The organism is Variovorax sp. J2P1-31 (assembly GCF_030317215.1).
Taxonomy (GTDB): Bacteria; Pseudomonadota; Gammaproteobacteria; order Burkholderiales; family Burkholderiaceae_C; genus Variovorax.
In genome coordinates, this window is the sequence record NZ_JASZYA010000005.1 from 183232 (window position 1) to 202092 (window position 18861).

Consider the following 18861-nt stretch of genomic DNA (forward strand, 5'->3'; position numbering starts at 1 on the left):
GCGTCAACACCGGGCGGATGTCGGTCGACGGGACCGGCGTGGCGGATCCGTCGGTCAGCCGGCTGCAGGTGCGCGGCCTGCAGAAACGCTACGGCAGCCGCCAGGTCGTCAAGGACGTGTCGCTCGACGTGCAGAAGGGCGAAGTGGTGGGCCTGCTGGGCCCCAACGGCGCCGGCAAGACCACCTCCTTCTACATGATCGTGGGCCTGGTGCGCGCCGATGCGGGCGAGATCAGCATCGACGGCGAGCCGATCGCCCACATGCCGATCCACCGCCGCGCGCGCATGGGCCTGTCCTACCTGCCGCAGGAAGCCTCGATCTTCCGCAAGCTCACGGTGCAGGAGAACGTGCGGGCCGTGCTCGAACTGCAGCGCGAACCCGACGCCAACGGCAAGCAGGCGCCGCTGTCGAGCGCGCGTGTCGAGCAGCGGCTCAACGAACTGCTGGCGGAACTGCGGGTCGACCACCTGCGCGACTCGCCCGCGCTGGCGCTGTCGGGCGGTGAACGCCGCCGCGTCGAGATCGCCCGCGCACTGGCCACGCAGCCGCGCTTCATCCTGCTCGACGAGCCCTTCGCCGGCATCGACCCGATCGCGGTGATCGAGATCCAGCGCATCGTCAGCTTCCTCAAGGGCCGCGGCATCGGCGTGCTCATCACCGATCACAACGTGCGCGAGACCCTGGGCATCTGCGATCACGCGTTCATCATCAGCGACGGGCATGTGCTGGCACAAGGCACGCCTTCGGAGATCGTCGACAACGCCGAGGTACGCCGCGTGTACCTGGGCGAGCACTTCCGGATGTGACCATGCGGCGAGGTCCAGGATGAACGTGGCCGTCATCCACGCGGAACTTCTTCGCGGGGGCCGCCGCGCACGGCCGCCCGAAGCGGCCGGCCCGCCCCCGGTAGGGGGTTGGCGTAGCGCGAAGCGCGCAGCCTGGGGGGGAGCCATTTTTCCATGAAGCAGGGCCTTTCGCTGCGCGTCTCGCAGCATCTCGCGCTCACGCCCCAACTCCAGCAGTCGATCCGGCTGCTGCAGTTGTCCACGCTCGAGCTGAGCCAGGAAGTCGAGCAGATGCTCGACGAGAACCCCTTCTTGGAACGCACGGCCGAAGAGGCGCCGCGCGAGGAATTCGGCGTCGATGCCGCCGACGCGCCGCCGCCGCGCGACGACGACTTCACGCCCGGCCCGTCGGCCACGTCCAGCACCGACAGCAGCAGCGCCGCCGCCGAGGCCGACGCGCCGGCGGTCGACGCGACCGAGGCCGCGCCCGACTGGGAGGGCGACGGCACCGTCGAGATGGCGCCCGACGACAGCGAGTGGGGCGGCGACGCGCCGGCCAGCAGCAACAACCTCGGCCCCAACGACGGCAGCGAGCGCGCCGATGCGACCGAGCTGGCGCGCAGCCAGGAATCGCTGCAGTCCTTCCTGCACCGGCAGGCGCTGAGCCTGCGCCTCAACGAGAGCGACCGCGCCGCCCTGCGTTTCCTGATCGAGTCGCTCAACGACGACGGCTACCTCGAGGATTCGCTGCCCGCGCTGGCCTCGGGCCTGGCGGGCGACGACAACGACGAATTCGACGGCCTGGTGCACCACTTCCAGGTCGCGCTGGGCCTGCTGCAGAGCCTGGAGCCGGTCGGCGTGGGCGCGCGCGACCTGGGCGAGTGCCTGGCGATCCAGCTGCGCGCGCTGGCCGAGCCCGGCGAGTCCGAAGAGATCGCGCAGGTGCGCAAGACCGCCATCGCGATCTGCAAGCAGCCGATGGAGCTGCTGGCGCGGCGCGACTTCAAGCGCCTGGCCACGCTCACGCGCAGCAACGAGGAAGAGGTGCGCAGCGCGCTGCAGCTGATCGCCACGCTGGAGCCCAAGCCGGGCCGTCGATTTGTCGACGTCGAGCGCAACATCGTGGTGCCCGACGTGATCGTGACGCGCACCGGGCAGGGCACGAACGTCAAGTTCCGCGTGATGCTCAACCCCGAGGTGATGCCGCGCCTGCGGGTGCACGACATCTATGCCGGCGCGCTCAAGTCGCACAAGGGCGAGGGCAGCCAGGCCCTGTCGCAGCGGCTGCAGGAGGCGCGCTGGTTCATCAAGAACATCCAGCAGCGCTTCGACACCATCCTGCGCGTGAGCAGCGCCATCGTCGAGCGGCAGAAGAGCTACTTCGTGCACGGCGAGCTGGCCATGCGCCCGCTGGTGCTGCGCGAGATCGCCGACGAACTGGGCCTGCACGAATCGACCATCAGCCGCGTGACCACCGCCAAGTACATGGCCACGCCCTACGGCACGGTCGAGCTCAAGTATTTCTTCGGCTCGGCGCTGGGCACCGAGGCCGGCGGCAACGCCTCGAGCACCGCGGTGCGGGCGCTGATCAAGCAGTTCGTGGGTTCCGAGAACATCAAGAAGCCGCTGTCCGACAGCCAGATCTCCGAGATGCTCAAGGAGCAGGGCATCGAGTGCGCGCGCCGCACCGTGGCCAAGTACCGCGAGGCGCTGCGCATCGCGCCGGCCAGCCTGCGCAAGGCGCTCTGAGCCCGAAGCGGCACGCGCCGCGCCAGCGGCGACAATCGGCGGGCTTCCTTCCGTCTGCCCGAACCCCATGAACCAGCTCCATCTCTTCCTGCCCTGCGCCGCCGGCGTCGAGGACTTTCTTGCCCAGGAGGTGCACGGCCTGACCGGTCTCGCGGGCGACGACCTGATGGCCTCGCGCGGCGGCGTGTTCGTGCGCGGCTCCTGGCGCGACGCGATGAAGCTCAACCTCTACAGCCGGCTCGCGCAGCGCGTGCTGATCGAGCTCGCGCATGCGCCCTACCGCAGCGAGAACGACCTCTACGCCATCGCCAGCGGCGTGGCCTGGGAGATCTGGTTCACGCCCCAGCAGACCTTCAAGATCGAGACCACGGCCCAGCACAGCCCGCTGACCAGCCTGAACTTCGCCACGCTGCGCATCAAGGACGCGATCGCCGACCGCTTCCGCGCCAAGGCCCACGGCGTGCGCCCCAGCATCGAGACCCAGCGGCCCGACGTGCGCGTGTTCGCGCACCTCACCACCGACAGCTGCACGCTCTACATCGACACCTCGGGCGAGCCGCTGTTCAAGCGCGGCTGGCGCCAGGACACGGGCGACGCGCCGCTCAAGGAGACGCTGGCCGCGGCCATGCTGGCCGCCAGCGGCTGGTGGAACCCCGAGACCGGCGCGGTGTCGGCCGCGCCGCTGTACGACCCCTGCTGCGGCAGCGGCACCATCGCCATCGAGGCCGCGCAGATCGGCCTGGGCATCCCGGCCGGCGCGCTGCGGCGCTTCGGCTTCGAGAAGCTGCTGCCCTTCCAGCCGCACGTCTGGGAGTCGATCCAGAACGAGGCCGCCGACCAGCCCGCGACCGTCTCGCCGCCGATCTTCGGCAGCGACGTGTCGCACCGCATGGTCGACTTCGCCGAGCGCAACGCCGAGCGCGCGGGCGTGGCCGAGGCGATCCAGTTCCGCGGCGGCGACGCCCTGCAGCGCATGCCGCCCGAAGGCGCCCCGCAGGGCGGCGTGATCGTGCTCAACCCGCCCTACGGCGAGCGCATCGAGGTCGGCGGCGTGGCCCGCATCGGGGCGCGCGAGCAGGCCGCGACCGAAGACGGCGGCGAGTTCTTCAGCCAGCTCGCGAGCCACTGGAAGAAGAACTACGCGGGCTGGACCGCCTGGATGCTCACGCCCGACCTGCAGCTGCCCAAGCGCATGCGGCTCAAGGAGTCGCGCCGGGTGCCGATGTGGAACGGGCCGATCGAATGCCGGCTGTTCCGCTTCGACATGGTGGCCGGTTCGGCCCGCGCGCCACGCAGCTGAGGCCCCCGGCGGGCCCGGGCCCGCGCCTTAGCGCTTGGGGACTATGCCGTTCGGTATAGATCCCGCTTGTCGCGCGTGGCAATCGACGTTATCTTTGGTTTTCAAGAGTTCGCCCGAGCCAGAGGTTGCGCCATGAAAATGCTGATCGCCGACGATCACTGGCTCGTCATCGAGGCGGTCAAGGCCAAGCTGTCCGAAATCGAACCCGGCATCGTCTTCGTCCAGGCGCTGAGCGTCGACGAGCTGCTGGCCGGGGTCTCGGACGACATCGACCTCGCGGTGATCGACCTCCACATGCCCGGCGCCCAGGGCCAGTCGCACATCGACGAACTGCGCCGCCGCCATCCCGCCATCCCGGTGATCGTGCTGTCGGGCACCGAAGACCCGAACGTGATGCGCTGCGCGCTCGAGTGCGGCGTACGGGGCTTCATTCCCAAGGCCTATCCGCCGCAGGTGATGATCTCGGCGGTGCGGCTGGTGCTGGCCGGCGGGGTGTACGTGCCGCCGATGATGCTGTCGGCGGTGCCGGCCGGCCTGGTGGCCGGCATGCCCGGCGCGGCCGCCGCGGCCGCGGTGCGCGGCCCGAACGCCGTGCAGACGCTCGACCTGCTGCGCAACGTGCTGACCGACCGCCAGGTCGAGGTGCTGCAGCTGCTGTCGCAGGGCAAGCCCAACAAGCTGATCGGCCGCAGCCTGGGCATCAGCGAGGGCACGGTGAAGATCCACCTCGCGGCGATCTTCCGCGCACTCAACGTGCGCAACCGCACCGAGGCGGTGTTGGCCGCGCAGACGCTGACCGAGGCCTGAGCGCGTCGCGCGCTCAGGAGGCGTCGGGCTCGGCGTCGATCACCAGCGCCGGCGTCACGCGGCGGATGCGCTCTTCCTCGTAGTAGCCGCCATGCTCGGCGTAGCGCAGGAAGACCGAGCGGCACCGCCGGCAGCACCACACGGTGCAGCGGTTGTACGGGAAGAACTTCGGCGCGATGGGCGCGTCGGCCGACCAGTAGCGCGTCGGGCCCGGGTGGTACTCGTCCAGCGTGGCTTCCATCGGATCGCTGGTGTAGAGCGCGCCCACTTCCTCCAGCCGGTCGCGGTCGAAGCTCGAGGGCACGGCCTCCCAGCCGAGGCTGGGCAGCGTGGCGCAGGCGGGGCACGGGGCTGCGTCGGCCTGCAGGGCCAGCGACGTCAGCCACGCGGCCTGGGAGGAGGGGAGCTCTGCGTTCATTTCAATCTCTTGCGCGCGACGGAGGCGCCGATCGCGTCGATCGTAGCGGTCATTCGAGCGGGTTCGCATGGAAGGCCGGCAGCACGAACTCGGCGATCTCTTCCATCGTCTCGTCCAGCGGCCGGCGGTTGCGTCGCAGGTGCAGACCCACATGCTGCACGCCCGCCGCATGCAGATCGCTGAGCTCGCGCAGCAGCGCGTGGCGGCCCATGCGGCCGCCGAAGGCATAGCGCTCCAGCGGCGCATCCGCATCGTCGCAGAGGTCCAGGTGGATGAAGCTCGCATAGGGCTTGCCTTCGCCGGCCACCGCGCGCCATTGGGCCGAGCGCCGCGCATGGTCCTCGGGCGTGCCGGGGTAGGCCAGGCAGCCGTCCATGTGGGTGCCGATCCAGTCGGGCGTCTGCTGCGCCAGGCCGGCCACCAGCAGGGGCAGCGGCTGGGCGGTGCGCGGCAGCAGCGCGATGCCCTCGGGCAGGCTCGCGGCACCGCCGTCGCGCAGCATCGCGACCTGGGCGCGGAAGCGCTCGCCGCGCGAGGCGAAGTCGCGCCCGAAGATCGGGTATTCCACCGGCCGGTCGCCGCTCGCCACGCCCAGCAGCAGGCGGCCGTCGCTGAGCCGGTCGACCGTGGCGGCCGACTTCAGCGTCAGCACCGGCTCGCGCAGCGGCAGCACGACGGCCGCGGTGCCGAGCAGGATGCGCTCGGTCACGCCCGCGAGGTAGCCCAGGTAGCTGAACACCTCGAACACCTGCGCGGCGTCGCCGAAGGCCGGGTCGTACAGCGGCACGTCGCGCGCCCACAGCGCACGAAAGCCCAGCCGGTCGGCCAGCTTCACCAGGCGCGTGTGGTGCGCCAGGTCGGGCACGCCGAAGGGCCGGCCCGCGACGCGCCGGGCGGTGTCGCCCTTGGGCGACCAGTCGTTGTCCAGCGGCAGTTCGAGGCCGATGCTCGGGCCGTGGCCAGCAGTGGCGATCAGGGCCGCGAGGGCGGAAGGCATGGCGATGTCGGAGGTCATGGAGGGGGTCGCAAGCGTCTGGGATGGCGCCCAGTGTCCGGCTTTGTTCCTTGCGGAAAAACACCAAAATGCGCACAAGGCTCTTGCCTGTGAGGCAAGAGTGACCGGCGTTTTCGCGCGCGACCGCGTCCTATACGGGGGAGGGCATGCGCGGTGTGGCGGCGTCGCGCAGGCACTGCACGAACAGCTGTGCGCTGCGGCTGAGCGCCGCGCCCTTGCGCGTGACCACGATGCCGGCGACGGTGGGCATCCGGTCCTGCAGCGGCAGCGCCACGATGCCCTGTGCGTTGAGCGTGCCGCGCACCATGGGCTCGGCCAGCACCGACAGCGTGTCGGTCTGCGCGAGCAGGCCCAGCGCCACGGTGAAGGACTGGCAGCGCACCGCCTGGGCGGGCACGGGCAGGCCGTGCTGCGAGAACAGCTGGCGCAGCACGTCGCCGTTCTCCTCGGCATAGCCGGGCGCGAGCCAGTGGGCGTCGACGAGCTTCTTGAGCCGGCGGGTGCGTGCCAGCGGATGGCCCTTGCGCGCGCACACCGCCACCGGCGTGGAGAACAGGTGCGTGACCTCGAACTCCTCGCTCACCATGCCGGGCAGCACGTGGGTGGCGACGAAGTCGACGCTGCCGTCGCGCAGCTGCGCCAGCGCCATCGGCATCACGCCCTCGGAGAAATGCACCTGCGAGCGCGGCATGGCCTGGCGGAAGGCCTCGAAGGCCGCGGGCAGCACCGACAGCGCGATGGCCGAGCTGAGCGCGATCGACAGGCTCTCCGAGGTCCCGTGGCGGATCGCGTCCATCTCCTCGTGGGTGCGCCGCATCTCCTCGATCAGCAGCGAGGCGCGGCGGCGGAATGCATGGCCGTAGTCGGTCAGCACCACGCCGTTGGCATGGCGCTCGAACAGGCAGACGTCGAGCTGGCGTTCGAGCTCGCGCATGGCCTTGGACACGGCCGGCTGCGACACGTTGAGCCGCCGTGCGGCGGCCCGCAGGGCCTGGGTTTCGGCGACCGCGAGGAAGGCGCGAAGCTGGTTGAAGGTCATGGGCCGGCGCAGTTTTGCGGGTGAGGGAAGGTGCAATCTTCAGGTTATCACGAGCCCTTTTGTGTTGTCTTTCTCTTTGCGGCCAATATGCCTAAGCTCTGGCCCCGGCCCCCCGGAGGCCGTCATGCCAGACAAAAACATTCGCTGCGGCGAGGAGACCGATGACCACCACCACTGCCGACGACGCCCTCCGGGCGCCGACCTCCCATGCCCCGCCGAGCCGCCGCAAGGTGCTGGTCGCCACCACCATCGGCAACGCGCTCGAGTTCTTCGACTTCACGGTCTACAGCTTCTTCGCGATCCTGATCGGCAAGCTCTTCTTCCCGATGGCGACCGCGCAGGGCCAGCTGCTGCTGTCGGTGGCGACCTTCGGCGTGGGCTTCGTCTCGCGCCCGCTGGGCGGCATCGTGATCGGCCAGTACGCCGACCGCCGGGGCCGCAAGGCCGCGATGGTGCTGACCATCATGCTGATGGCGCTGGGCTGCGCGCTGATCGCGGTGGCGCCGACCTATGCGCAGATCGGCATCGCCGCGCCCGTGCTGATCGTGATCGCGCGGCTGCTGCAGGGCTTCTCCGCGGGCGGCGAGGTGGGCGTGTCCGTCACCATGCTGGTGGAGAGCAGTACGAACCGCAACCGCGGCTACTTCGCGAGCTGGCAGTTCGCCAGCCAGGGCCTGGGCATCATGGTCGGCGCGGGCGTCGCGGCCGCGCTGTCGCACTGGCTGTCGCCCGCCGCGCTCGAGAGCTGGGGCTGGCGCGTGCCCTTCGCGCTGGGCGTGCTGATCGCGCCCGTGGGCATGTACATCCGCAAGCAGCTGCACGAGACGCTGCAGGTGAAGGAGGCGAGCACCGGTGCGGCATCGCGCACGGCGGTGCGCGCCGACCTGCCGAACCCGCTGCGCGTGCTGCTGCGTTCCTACAAGTGGAAGACGCTGCTGGGCATCCTGCTGATCATGGGCGGCACCGTGTCCTCGTACATCATCCTGCTGTACATGCCCACCTACGCGATCCGCGAACTGGGCCTGCCCGCAGACGCGGCGCTGCTGGCCAGCGTGCTCTCGGCCGGCATCACCTTCGTGGTCGCGCCCTTCGTCGGCAAGCTGGCCGACCGCTACGGGCGCAAGCCGCTGGTGCTGACCGGGCGCATCGCCTCGCTGCTCGCGATCTATCCCTGCTTCATGTGGCTCAACGCCGCGCCCAGCGTGGCGAACCTGCTGGGCATCGTGGGCTTCCTCAGCGTGCTGCTCACGCTGCATGCGGTGCCCACCATCACCATGATCCCCGAGATGATCCCCAACGCCGTGCGCGCCACCGGCATGTCGGTCACCTACAGCATCGGCGTGGCCCTGTTCGGCGGCTTCGCGCAGCTGATCGCCGTGTGGCTGATCGGCGTCACCGGCAGCAAGCTGGCGCCGGCCTGGTACGTGATCGTCTCGCTGCTGCTGTCGACCTGGCCGCTGCTGTTCATGCCCGACCGCACCGGCGTCGGCATCGACGACCAACCCTCTCCCTGACCACGACAAAGGAAACCCCATGCCCACCACCACCGAATGTTTCGGCAGCACCTACGACGACGCGCGCGCCAAGTTCCGCGCGGGCGTGCGCGCCGCCGGCGCCGAGCTCGAAACCCATGTGCTCGAAGGCCACCTGGGCGCGCAGGGCGAAGCGCTGTCGATGGACGCCACCGTGCTCGGCCCGGCCGATGCGACGCGCCTGATCGTGATGACTTCCGGCACGCACGGCCCCGAAGGCTTCTGTGGCTCGGGCAGCCAGGTCGCGCTGCTGCACGACACCGAACTGCACGGCCGGCTCGCGGCCGAGGGCATCGCGCTGCTGCTGGTGCATGCGGTCAACCCCTACGGCTTCTCGCACCTGCGGCGCGTCAACGAGGACAACATCGACCTCAACCGCAACTGCGTGGACTTCGCGCGCCCGCGCCCGGCCAATCCGGGCTATGCCGAACTGCACGACCTGCTGCTGCCCGCCGAATGGCCGCCCACCGAGGCCAACCGCCAGGCGCTGGCCGACTTCATCCGCGAGCGCGGCGAGCAGGCCTACCAGTTTGCGGTCACGCTGGGCCAGTACGACCATCCCGACGGCATGTTCTACGGCGGCGCCGAACGGGCCTGGAGCCTGCGCACGCTGCAGCAGATCCTGCAGACGCACGGCCGCGGCAAGCGCAGCGTGGTCTGGCTCGACATCCACACCGGCCTGGGGCCGCGCGGCCACGCGGAGAAAATCCATACCGGTGCCGTGGCCGAGCTGCCTTTCGCGCGCCGCTGCTGGGGCGCCGACGTGTTCTCGCTCAGCGAGACCACCTCGAAGTCCGCGCCGGTCAGCGGACCGATCAGCCTGCTGCTGGCGCAAGCCTGCCCCGGCGCCGAACAGGCCAGCGTGGCGCTGGAGTACGGCACCGTGCCCGTGCTGCCGGTGCTCGACGCGGTGCGCGGCGACCATTGGCTGAACCGCCGCCAGGGCGATGCGTCGGCCGAAGAGGTCGTCGCCGTCAAGGCCGCGATGCGCGAGGCCTTCTACGGCGACGCCGACGACTGGCGCGGCATGGTGCTGGGGCAGGCCCGGACCGCGGTGCTGCAGGCCTTGTGCGGCATGCGCCACTGAGCCGGCGACGCGCTGATCGAAAATGCGGGCTCCACGCGCAACGTCTTTCGGTGTTGCGCCGCTTCACGTCCTGAACTCGATCGGCCCGCTTTGAACGCTCCACGCCTGAACCTCTCGGATTTCGATGCCGCCATCGTCGACCTCGACGGCACGATGGTCGACACCCTCGGCGATTTCGTCGCCGCGCTCAATGCGATGCTGGTCGACCTCGGCCTGCCGGCCGTCCACGCGCAGGCGGTCGAGAAGATGGTCGGCAAGGGCTCCGAGCACCTCGTGCAGTCGGTGCTCGCGCATGTGGGCGCGGAGGCGGCGCGCTACGCGCACGCCTTCGCGCGTTACCAGCACCACTACATCGCGATCAACGGCCAGCACTCGGCGCTCTACGCGGGCGTGATCGACGGCCTGCAGGCGCTGCGCGCACGCGGCCTGCGGCTGGCCTGCCTGACCAACAAGCCCCAGGCCTTCGCCGTGCCGCTGCTCGCGGCCAAGGGGCTGGACGGCTTCTTCGAGCAGGTGTTCGGCGGCGATGCCTTCGCGCGCAAGAAGCCCGACCCGCTGCCGCTGCTCAAGACCTGCGAGGCGCTGGGCACCGTGCCCGCGCGCACGCTGATGGTCGGCGACTCGAGCAACGATGCGCGCGCGGCACGCGCCGCGGGCTGCCCGGTGGTGCTGGTGAGCTACGGCTACAACCACGGCGAGCCGGTGCGCGGCGTGGACGCCGACGGCTTCGTCGATTCGCTGGCCGAACTCGCGGCCGCCTGAGCCGGCGCTACGGCTTGCCCAGCAGCGCGTCCTTGAGCTTCCAGTCGGCCGGGCTGGGCCCCAGCCAGATGCGCAGCAGCGCGTTGTAGAAGGCCGGCTCCTTGACCGGCTCGGGCTGCGGCACGCCGCGCACCGTGATCAGGGTGCCGGTGCCCGGCAGCCAGTCGATGGTGAAGGTGTCGCCGGTCCTGAGCTGTTTCTGGTCGGCGAACATCTGGCCCATGCGCAGCAGGCCGGGAATGAGGTTCACCATCTCGCTGCGCGGCGAGTTCTCCTCCACGCCCTTGGTGAAGAGCTTGCCCAGTTCGTTGGCGTCGATGTCGCGCAGCATGGTGATGGCCACGCGCTTGGGTCCCGCCGCGGCCAGCACCTCTTCGGGGCTGGACACCTTCTGGCCCAGGTACAGGCCGGCCGTGTAGACCTTGAACACGGCCTTGTAGCGCACGCCCGCGCCGTTGAGCTGCAGCGGGCTGCCGGCCAGCACCAGGCGGTCGTCGAGCTTGACGCCGGCCACGTCGACGGGCGCCGCCGCGGCCCCCACGGCAGCGAGGCCCAGGCAGGCCGTCAGCGCGAGCCGGCGGCACAGGGCGGGGAGCGAAACACGGGGCATGAGGGCACTCCTGGGTCTTTTGCGAACGGTCGTGCGAATCTATCGTTTCGTTTTCCGGCCGCGCTCCGGGGGAACCCTGAAGCCCCCGCTTGCACCCTCGGCCGTTTTCGTGGGCTAAACTCACGCCAACATGTTCGTTCATCACATCCATCAAACAGGTGAAGGCAGCCGGGGAGCCTGGCCCTGGCGTCGCCATCCATCGCTGACTGTTTGATGGCACGGCGCACGCCGTGCGCCCGCGGTTCCGGATCGACACATACTCGACGACGCCGGACCACCTGTGAATGACCTTGCCGCCGGCCGAAGACGCGCCCGCAGGCAACTGGAGAACGAATCCGTGATCACCGAACTTGAATTCAAGAGCCTCAGCGCTCAGGGCTACAACCGCATCCCGCTGATGGCCGAGGCCTTCGCCGACCTCGAGACGCCGCTGTCGCTGTACCTCAAGCTGGCCCATTCGGAGGGCGGCGGCAAGCACAGCTTCCTGCTCGAATCCGTGGTGGGCGGCGAGCGCTTCGGGCGCTACAGCTTCATCGGCCTGCCCGCCAAGACCTTGCTGCGCGCCAGCGGCTTCGGCGCCGATGCCGTCACCGAGGTGGTGACGGGCGGTCAGGTCGTCGAAACCGCGAAGGGCAACCCGCTCGACTTCATCGCCGAGTACCAGAAGCGCTTCAAGGTCGCGCTGCGGCCCGGCCTGCCGCGCTTCTGCGGCGGCCTCGCGGGCTACTTCGGCTACGACACCGTGCGCCACATCGAGCGCAAGCTGGAAAAGAGCTGCCCGCCCGACACGCTGGGCTGCCCCGACATCCTGCTGCTGCAGTGCGAAGAGCTGGCGGTCATCGACAACCTGTCGGGCAAGCTGTACCTGATCGTCTACGCCGACCCCAAGCAGCCCGAGGCCTATGCCAACGCCAAGCGCCGGCTGCGCGAACTCAAGGAAAAGCTCAAGTACTCGGTGAGCGCGCCGGTGGTGAAGCCCACGCAGGCGCATCCGGCCGAGCGCAGCTTCGCCAAGGCCGACTACATCACGGCCGTGGAGCGCGCCAAGGAGATGATCGCCGCCGGCGACTTCATGCAGGTGCAGGTGGGCCAGCGCATCAGCAAGCGCTACACCGAGTCGCCGCTGTCGCTGTACCGCGCGCTGCGTTCGCTCAATCCCTCGCCCTACATGTACTACTACCACCTGGGCGATTTCCATGTGGTGGGCGCCTCGCCCGAGATCCTGGTGCGCCAGGAGAATACCGACGACGGCGAGCAGAAGATCACCATCCGCCCGCTGGCCGGCACCCGCCCGCGCGGCGCCTCGCTCGAACTGGACAAGGCGGCCGAGGTCGAACTCATCAACGACCCGAAGGAGCGCGCCGAGCACGTGATGCTGATCGACCTGGCGCGCAACGACATCGGCCGCATCGCCAAGACCGGCACCGTGAAGGTGACCGAGGCCTTCGCGGTGGAGCGCTACAGCCACGTGATGCACATCGTGAGCAACGTCGAGGGCACGCTCAAGGACGGCATGACCGCCATCGACGTGCTCAAGGCCACGTTCCCCGCGGGCACGCTGACCGGCGCGCCCAAGGTGCATGCGATGGAACTGATCGACCAGCTCGAGCCCACCAAGCGCGGCCTCTACGGCGGCGCCTGCGGCTACATCAGCTATGCGGGCGACATGGACGTGGCCATCGCGATCCGCACCGGCATCGTCAAGGACCAGGTGCTGCACGTGCAGGCCGCGGCCGGCGTGGTGGCCGACTCGGTGCCCGAGCTGGAATGGAAAGAAACAGAGGCCAAGGCGCGCGCACTGCTGCGGGCGGCCGAACTGGTCGAGGAAGGCCTGGAATGAGCTCCGCACCCGATATTCAGAACGACTTTTCGCACGAGATCATCGGCGCGGCGGTCGAAGTGCAGCGCGTGCTCGGCACCGGCCTCGACGAGGGCGCCTATGCGGCCGCGCTGGCCATCGAACTGGCCGAACGCGAGATCGGCTTCACGCGCGACGTGGCACTGTCGGCCAGCTACAAGGGCCGTTCGCTGGGCGAGGTGTACCGTGCGGGCTTCGTGATCGAGCAGTCGGTCATCGTCGAGCTCAAGGCGGTCGACGTGCTGACCGACCTGCACCGCGCGCAGGTGCTGGCCGCGCTGCGGCTGTCGGGCCTCAAGCTGGGCCTGCTGATCAACTTCAACGTCTTTCCCGTGGTGAAGGGCGTGCACCGGATTGTGAGCAAGCCATGAAACTGCTGATGATCGACAACTACGACTCCTTCACCTACAACATCGTCCAGTACTTCGGCGAGCTGGGGGCGGAAGTGGAGGTGGTGCGCAACGACGAGATCGACGTGGCGCAGATCGCCCAGCGCATCGCGGGCGGTGCGGCGCGGCTGGTGATTTCGCCCGGGCCGTGTTCGCCGGCCGAAGCGGGTGTGTCGGTGGCGGCGATCCAGGCCTTCGCGGGCCAACTGCCGATCCTGGGCGTGTGCCTGGGCCACCAGGCCATCGGCGCGGCCTTCGGCGGCAAGATCGTGCGGGCCCAGCAGCTGATGCACGGCAAGACCAGCGAGATCACGACCACGCGCGAGGGCGTCTTCGCGGGGCTGCCGGAGCGCTTCGTCGTGAACCGGTACCACTCGCTGTCGATCGAGCGCGCGAGCTGCCCGAAAGAGTTGGCCGTCACCGCCTGGACCGACGATGGCGAGATCATGGGCGTGCGGCACACCGGCTTCGCGCACGAGGTGCGCATCGAAGGCGTGCAGTTCCACCCCGAATCGATCCTGACCGAGCACGGCCACGCCATGCTCAAGAACTTCCTGGACTAGCCACCATGACCGACCGCACCCACCTCGTCGACCTGCGCAGCGACACCGTCACGCAGCCCACGCCCGCGATGCGGGAAGCCATGATGGCGGCCCCGCTGGGCGACGACGTCTTTGGTACCGACCCGACGGTGAACGCGCTGCAGGAAAAGATCGCGGCGCTGCTGGGCTTCGAGGCCGCGCTGTTCGTGCCCACGGGCACGCAGAGCAACCTGTGCGCGATCCTCTCGCACTGCGGCCGCGGCGACGAATACATCGTGGGCCAGCAGGCGCACTGCTACCGCTGGGAAGGCGGTGGTGCGGCCGTGTTCGGCAGCGTGCAGCCCCAGCCGCTCGACCATGCGCCCGACGGCACCTTGCCGCTCGCGCAGATCGAGGCCGCCATCAAGCCCGACGACGCGCACTTCGCGCGCACCAAGCTGCTGGCGCTGGAGAACACCTTGGGCGGCAAGCTGCTGCCCTTCGACTACGTGCAGGCGGCGACCGAGCTGGCCAAGCGCAAGGGGCTGCAGCGGCACCTCGACGGCGCGCGCCTGTTCAACGCCGCGACCGCGCAGGCGGCACGGAACGGCAGCACCGACATCCGCGCCGAAGCCCGCCGCATCGCGCAGTGCTTCGACAGCGTGTCGGTGTGTTTCAGCAAGGGCCTGGGTGCGCCCGTCGGCTCGGCGCTGCTGGGATCGCGCGAGTTCATTGCACGCGCGCACCGCATCCGCAAGATGGCGGGCGGCGGCCTGCGCCAGGCCGGCCTGCTGGCGGCCGCGGCCTCGCATGCACTCGACCACCACATCGACCGCCTGGCCGACGACCACGCGCTGGCGCAGCGGCTCGCACAGGGCCTCGAAGGCATCGAGGGCCTGACGGTCGAGGCGCCGCAGACCAACATCGTGTTCGTCGAGCTCGGGGGCGCGGCGCAGGCGCGCTCCTCGGAACTGCTCGCGAGTCTCAACAGCCAGGGCATCCTCGCGACCGGGCTCTACCGCTTGCGCTTCGTCACGCACCTCGATGTCGATGCCGCGGGCATCGACCGGGCCGTGGCCACGATCCGCGCCTTCTTCAAGGCCTGAGCCGGAGGCGCGCGCGATGCCCGATCTCCCCCATCTGCTGGCCTTCATCGCCGCCGGCTGGCTGCTGAACCTCACGCCCGGGCCCGACGTGCTCTACATCGTGTCGAACTCGCTGCGCACCGGTGTGCGCGCGGGCATCGTGGCGGGGCTGGGCATCACGGCGGGCTGCTTCGTCCACATCGTCGCGGCGGCGGTCGGCGTCGGCACGCTGATGGCGACCTCGGCGGCGGCCTTCACGGTGCTCAAGGTCATCGGCGCGGCCTACCTGCTGTACCTGGGCGTGCGCATGGTGCTGTCGCGTCCGCAGCCACCCGCCGACCTGGACGCCGTGGCGGCCGCAGGCGGGGAACGCAGCCTCAAGGCGATCTTCCTCGGCGGCTTCTGGACCAACGTGCTCAACCCCAAGGTGGCGCTGTTCTTCCTGGCCTTCGTGCCGCAGTTCATCGCGCCCGGTGCCGAGCACGCGGCGCTGTACTTCGTGCTGCTGGGCGTGCTGTTCAACCTCAACGCCATTCCCGTCAACGTCGGCTGGGCGCTGGCCGCGGGCTGGATGGCGCGCCGCGGCGCGGTGCAGAAGGGCATGCACTGGCTCGACCGCGCCGCCGGCGTGCTGTTCATCGGCTTCGGCCTCAAGCTCGCGTTCACCGATGCACCCGCCGTGCCCGTCGGCCGCTGATTCCCTCTCGAGGAGACCTCTCTCATGATCACCCCCCAGGAAGCGCTGCAGCGCACCATCGAACACCGCGAAGTCTTCCACGACGAGATGCTGCACATCGTGCGCCTCATCATGAGCGGCGAGTGCTCGCCCGTGATGATGGCCGCGCTGATCACCGGCCTGCGCGTGAAGAAGGAAACCATCGGCGAGATCACCGCCGCCGCGCAGGTGATGCGCGAGGTCTCGACCAAGGTGCCGGTGGCCGACACCACGCACCTGGTCGACATCGTGGGCACGGGCGGCGACGGCTCGCACACCTTCAACATCTCGACCTGCTCGATGTTCGTCGCGGCCGCGGCCGGCGCCAAGGTGAGCAAGCACGGCGGGCGCAGCGTGAGCAGCAAGTCGGGCAGTGCCGACGTGCTGGAGGCGCTGGGCGTCAACATCAACCTCAAGCCCGAACAGATCGCGCAGTGCATCGCGGACGTGGGCATCGGCTTCATGTTCGCGCCCAACCACCACCCGGCGATGAAGAACGTGGCGCCGGTGCGCAAGGAACTGGGCATCAAGACCATCTTCAACATCCTGGGCCCGCTGACCAACCCGGCCGGCGCGCCCAACATCCTGATGGGCGTGTTCCACGCCGACCTGGTGGGCATCCAGGTGCGCGCGCTGCAGCGCCTGGGCGCGGAGCATGCGCTGGTGGTCTACGGCCGCGACGGCATGGACGAGGTTTCGCTGGGCGCCGCCACCATGGTGGGCGAACTCCGCAACGGCGAGATCCGCGAGTACGAGCTGCACCCCGAAGACTTCGGCTTCCAGATGGCGAGCAACCGCGCGCTGCGCGTGGAGACGCCCGAGCAGTCGATGGCGATGCTGCGCGGCGTGCTCGACGACGAACCTGGCGCCGCGCGCGACATCGTGCTGCTCAACGCCGGAGCGGCGCTGTACGCAGCCAACGTGGTCGATTCGATCGCGGCCGGCGTGGAGAAGTCGCGCGCCGCCATCACGAGCGGCGCCGCCAAGGCCAAGCTGAGCCAACTGGTCACCGCCACGCAGGGCGCCTGACAAAGACCGCAGAGAGAAAGAACCATGTCCGACATCCTGAACAAGATCGTGGCCGTCAAGCACGAGGAAATCGCCGCCGCCAGGAAGCGCAGCCCGCTGGAGGCCGTGCGCTTCGATGCCGAGAGCCGCGTGCTCACGCGCGACTTCGTGGGCGCGCTGCGCCGCAAGATCGCCGCCGGCCAGGCCGCGGTGATCGCCGAGGTCAAGAAGGCCAGCCCCAGCAAGGGCGTGCTGCGCGCCGAGTTCATCCCGGCCGACATCGCGCAGAGCTATGCCGAGGGCGATGGCGCGGTCAGCGCGGCCTGCCTGTCGGTGCTCACCGATCGCCAGTTCTTCCAGGGCAGCGTCGACTTCCTCAAGCAGGCGCGCGCTTCGTGCGACCTGCCGGTGCTGCGCAAGGACTTCATGGTCGACCCCTACCAGCTCTACGAATCGCGCGCGATGGGCGCCGACGCGGTGCTGCTGATCGCGGCCTGCCTCGACGATGCGCAGATGCGCGACTTCGAGGCCATCGCGCTGGGCCTGGGCATGGCGGTGCTGGTGGAGGTGCACGACGCGGACGAACTCGAGCGCGCGCTCAAGTTGAAGACGCCGCTGATCGGCATCAACAACCGCAACCTGCGCAACTTCGAGGTGTCGATCCAGACCACGCTGACGTTGCGCGAGAAGGTGCCCGCCGAGCGCATCCTGGTCACCGAATCGGGCATCACCACGCGCGACGACGTCGCGCAGCTGCGCGCCGCGGGCGTGCAGGCCTTCCTGGTCGGCGAAGCCTTCATGCGCGCCGACGAACCCGGCGAAGCCCTGGCGGCCTTGTTCCAATGAGCGGCCCGGATCAGCTGACCGGCAGCGATCCCGCCGACTGGCCCGTGGCGCCAGGCTGGCAGCCGCTGGTCGACGACTTCTTCGCCGGCACCGCGGGCCAGAAGCTGCAGGCCTTCCTGCGCGAACGGCTCGACGCCGGCGCGGTGATCTTCCCGCCGCAGCCGCTGCGGGCGCTGGAACTCACGCCGCCCGAGGACGTGCGGGTGGTGATCCTGGGGCAGGACCCGTACCATGGGCGCGGGCAGGCCGAAGGGCTGTCCTTTTCGGTGGCGCCGGGTGTGCCCCTGCCACCTTCGTTGCGCAACATCTTCAAGGAGCTGCAGCGCGACCTGGGCACGCCGCCGCCGCCATTCCCGAACCCGGGCGGCAGCCTGGTGAAGTGGGCGACCCACGGCGTGCTGCTGCTCAACACCTGCCTCACGGTCGAGGAAGCCCAGCCGGCCAGCCACGCGGGCCGGGGCTGGGAGGTGCTGACCGATGCCGTGATCCGCCATGTGGCGCAGGGCGATCGGCCTGTTGTTTTCATGCTCTGGGGCGCGCACGCGCAGAGTAAGCGGGCGTTGATCGACGTTGCGCGCCATAAGGTGCTGATGTCGAATCATCCCTCGCCGCTGTCCGCGCTGCGGCCGCCCGTGCCCTTCATCGGCTGCGGACATTTTGGCCAAGCCCGTGCATGGCGTGAGGCGCAGGCGTCGGGAGAGGCCAAAACTGGTTGATAATCGACGGGTTCACACCTCGGCAGAGGTTCCTGCTTCAAGTTGTCGCTGGGATTTCTGTGTAGTCACAAAATCGTGCTATATTTCGAGGTTCGCCGGAGAGGTGGCCGAGTGGTTAATGGCAGCAGACTGTAAATCTGCCCTCTTACGAGTACGCTGGTTCGAATCCAGCCCTCTCCACCAGCGATGAATTTGGTTTCTAAGAGCGATTGGATCGAGCGCTTTGGGTGCCTTGCAGTGCCCCCGAATGCGGGAGTAGTTCAATGGTAGAACCCCAGCCTTCCAAGCTGATGACGCGGGTTCGATTCCCGTCTCCCGCTCCAGAGGCCCGGTTCGTGGTTGGCATGCGATTTGGTTAGATAAAAGCCCTTTTGGCTCAGTGGTAGAGCACTCCCTTGGTAAGGGAGAGGTCGCGGGTCCGATTCCCGCAAAGGGCACCAGTTTTCAGGGGTTGCAGCGAAGCCTTTGCACCCCATATGCACGCGTTGATATCGTTTTTTTCGGAGTCGAAAAATGGCAAAAGGTAAGTTCACCCGCACCAAGCCCCACGTCAACGTGGGCACGATCGGTCACGTCGACCATGGCAAGACCACGCTGACCGCTGCGATCGCAACGGTGC

The 18861-nt window shown here is 69.2% G+C and carries 20 protein-coding genes and 3 tRNA genes; 19 read left to right on the forward strand and 4 right to left on the reverse strand.

The features are described from left to right. Positions 1-17 precede the first annotated feature (17 nt). From lptB to QTI20_RS29425, 4 genes are all read left to right on the forward strand, one after another. Complete coding sequence (gene lptB, locus QTI20_RS29410; protein WP_286555912.1) at positions 18-806, forward strand: LPS export ABC transporter ATP-binding protein; 789 nt, start codon at positions 18-20, stop codon at positions 804-806. 153 nt (positions 807-959) lie between these two features. Further along, on the forward strand, positions 960-2534 hold the full coding sequence (locus tag QTI20_RS29415) for an RNA polymerase factor sigma-54 (RefSeq protein ID WP_286555698.1): 1575 nt from the start codon (positions 960-962) through the stop codon (positions 2532-2534). A gap of 67 nt (positions 2535-2601) precedes the next feature. Beyond that, positions 2602-3834: a THUMP domain-containing class I SAM-dependent RNA methyltransferase gene (locus QTI20_RS29420; RefSeq protein WP_286555695.1), complete on the forward strand. Its 1233-nt coding sequence runs from the start codon at positions 2602-2604 to the stop codon at positions 3832-3834. A 132-nt stretch (positions 3835-3966) separates the two neighbouring features. Beyond that, entirely contained in the window at positions 3967-4641 is a 675-nt protein-coding gene (locus QTI20_RS29425; RefSeq protein ID WP_286555693.1) for a response regulator transcription factor, read from the forward strand. 13 nt (positions 4642-4654) lie between these two features. Here QTI20_RS29425 and QTI20_RS29430 read toward each other — a convergent pair whose 3' ends face one another. From QTI20_RS29430 to QTI20_RS29440, 3 genes are all read right to left on the reverse strand, one after another. Next, positions 4655-5059, reverse strand: a complete 405-nt coding sequence (locus QTI20_RS29430; RefSeq protein ID WP_286555692.1) for a hypothetical protein — start codon at positions 5057-5059, stop codon at positions 4655-4657. A gap of 49 nt (positions 5060-5108) precedes the next feature. Then, complete coding sequence (locus QTI20_RS29435) at positions 5109-6056, reverse strand: TIGR03571 family LLM class oxidoreductase (RefSeq protein WP_286555911.1); 948 nt, start codon at positions 6054-6056, stop codon at positions 5109-5111. Between the two features lie 148 nt (positions 6057-6204). After that, a complete protein-coding gene (locus tag QTI20_RS29440; RefSeq protein WP_183024317.1) occupies positions 6205-7113 on the reverse strand; it encodes a LysR substrate-binding domain-containing protein in 909 nt (302 codons plus the stop codon). A gap of 161 nt (positions 7114-7274) precedes the next feature. Between QTI20_RS29440 and QTI20_RS29445 the strand changes: the two genes are divergently transcribed. The 3 genes from QTI20_RS29445 (at position 7275) to QTI20_RS29455 (ending at position 10494) form a co-directional block, all read left to right on the forward strand. After that, the gene (locus tag QTI20_RS29445; RefSeq protein WP_286555691.1) at positions 7275-8627 is read left to right on the forward strand and encodes an MFS transporter; all 1353 of its coding nucleotides are present in this window, start codon (positions 7275-7277) and stop codon (positions 8625-8627) included. A 19-nt stretch (positions 8628-8646) separates the two neighbouring features. Continuing rightward, entirely contained in the window at positions 8647-9732 is a 1086-nt protein-coding gene (locus QTI20_RS29450; RefSeq protein ID WP_286555690.1) for a M14 family metallopeptidase, read from the forward strand. Between the two features lie 90 nt (positions 9733-9822). Next, positions 9823-10494, forward strand: a complete 672-nt coding sequence (locus tag QTI20_RS29455; RefSeq protein ID WP_286555689.1) for a phosphoglycolate phosphatase — start codon at positions 9823-9825, stop codon at positions 10492-10494. Between the two features lie 7 nt (positions 10495-10501). Here the strand turns inward: QTI20_RS29455 and QTI20_RS29460 are convergent, their stop codons facing one another. Further along, positions 10502-11104: a chalcone isomerase family protein gene (locus tag QTI20_RS29460; protein ID WP_286555687.1), complete on the reverse strand. Its 603-nt coding sequence runs from the start codon at positions 11102-11104 to the stop codon at positions 10502-10504. A gap of 337 nt (positions 11105-11441) precedes the next feature. On the opposite strand from QTI20_RS29460, the gene trpE reads away from it, so the two are divergent. The 12 genes from trpE to QTI20_RS29520 form a co-directional block, all read left to right on the forward strand. Continuing rightward, positions 11442-12944 carry an anthranilate synthase component I gene (gene trpE / locus QTI20_RS29465; protein ID WP_286555685.1) on the forward strand — a complete coding sequence of 501 codons (1503 nt, stop codon included), beginning with the start codon at positions 11442-11444 and terminating at the stop codon, positions 12942-12944. After that, positions 12941-13333: a GxxExxY protein gene (locus tag QTI20_RS29470; RefSeq protein ID WP_286555684.1), complete on the forward strand. Its 393-nt coding sequence runs from the start codon at positions 12941-12943 to the stop codon at positions 13331-13333. Before trpE ends, QTI20_RS29470 begins: the two co-directional genes overlap by 4 nt. Further along, the gene (locus tag QTI20_RS29475) at positions 13330-13914 is read left to right on the forward strand and encodes an aminodeoxychorismate/anthranilate synthase component II (RefSeq protein WP_286555682.1); all 585 of its coding nucleotides are present in this window, start codon (positions 13330-13332) and stop codon (positions 13912-13914) included. Before QTI20_RS29470 ends, QTI20_RS29475 begins: the two co-directional genes overlap by 4 nt. A 5-nt stretch (positions 13915-13919) precedes the next feature. Further along, the gene (gene ltaE, locus QTI20_RS29480; RefSeq protein ID WP_286555680.1) at positions 13920-14978 is read left to right on the forward strand and encodes a low-specificity L-threonine aldolase; all 1059 of its coding nucleotides are present in this window, start codon (positions 13920-13922) and stop codon (positions 14976-14978) included. Positions 14979-14994: 16 nt separating this feature from the next. Further along, positions 14995-15654, forward strand: a complete 660-nt coding sequence (locus tag QTI20_RS29485) for a LysE family translocator (RefSeq protein WP_286555679.1) — start codon at positions 14995-14997, stop codon at positions 15652-15654. Positions 15655-15678: 24 nt separating this feature from the next. Next, entirely contained in the window at positions 15679-16701 is a 1023-nt protein-coding gene (trpD, locus tag QTI20_RS29490) for an anthranilate phosphoribosyltransferase (RefSeq protein ID WP_286555678.1), read from the forward strand. 24 nt (positions 16702-16725) lie between these two features. Further along, positions 16726-17526 carry an indole-3-glycerol phosphate synthase TrpC gene (gene trpC / locus QTI20_RS29495; RefSeq protein WP_286555677.1) on the forward strand — a complete coding sequence of 267 codons (801 nt, stop codon included), beginning with the start codon at positions 16726-16728 and terminating at the stop codon, positions 17524-17526. Next, positions 17523-18242, forward strand: coding sequence for a uracil-DNA glycosylase (locus tag QTI20_RS29500; RefSeq protein ID WP_286555674.1), 720 nt, complete (start codon positions 17523-17525; stop codon positions 18240-18242). Before trpC ends, QTI20_RS29500 begins: the two co-directional genes overlap by 4 nt. Before the next feature lie 97 nt (positions 18243-18339). Beyond that, a tRNA-Tyr gene (locus QTI20_RS29505) sits at positions 18340-18425 on the forward strand. Between the two features lie 66 nt (positions 18426-18491). Further along, positions 18492-18565: transfer RNA gene (locus tag QTI20_RS29510), tRNA-Gly, on the forward strand. Positions 18566-18607: 42 nt separating this feature from the next. Further along, a tRNA-Thr gene (locus QTI20_RS29515) sits at positions 18608-18682 on the forward strand. A gap of 73 nt (positions 18683-18755) precedes the next feature. Further along, positions 18756-18861 (forward strand): GTP-binding protein (locus QTI20_RS29520; protein ID WP_007829589.1); only part of this gene is annotated, 106 nt, incomplete at its 3' end.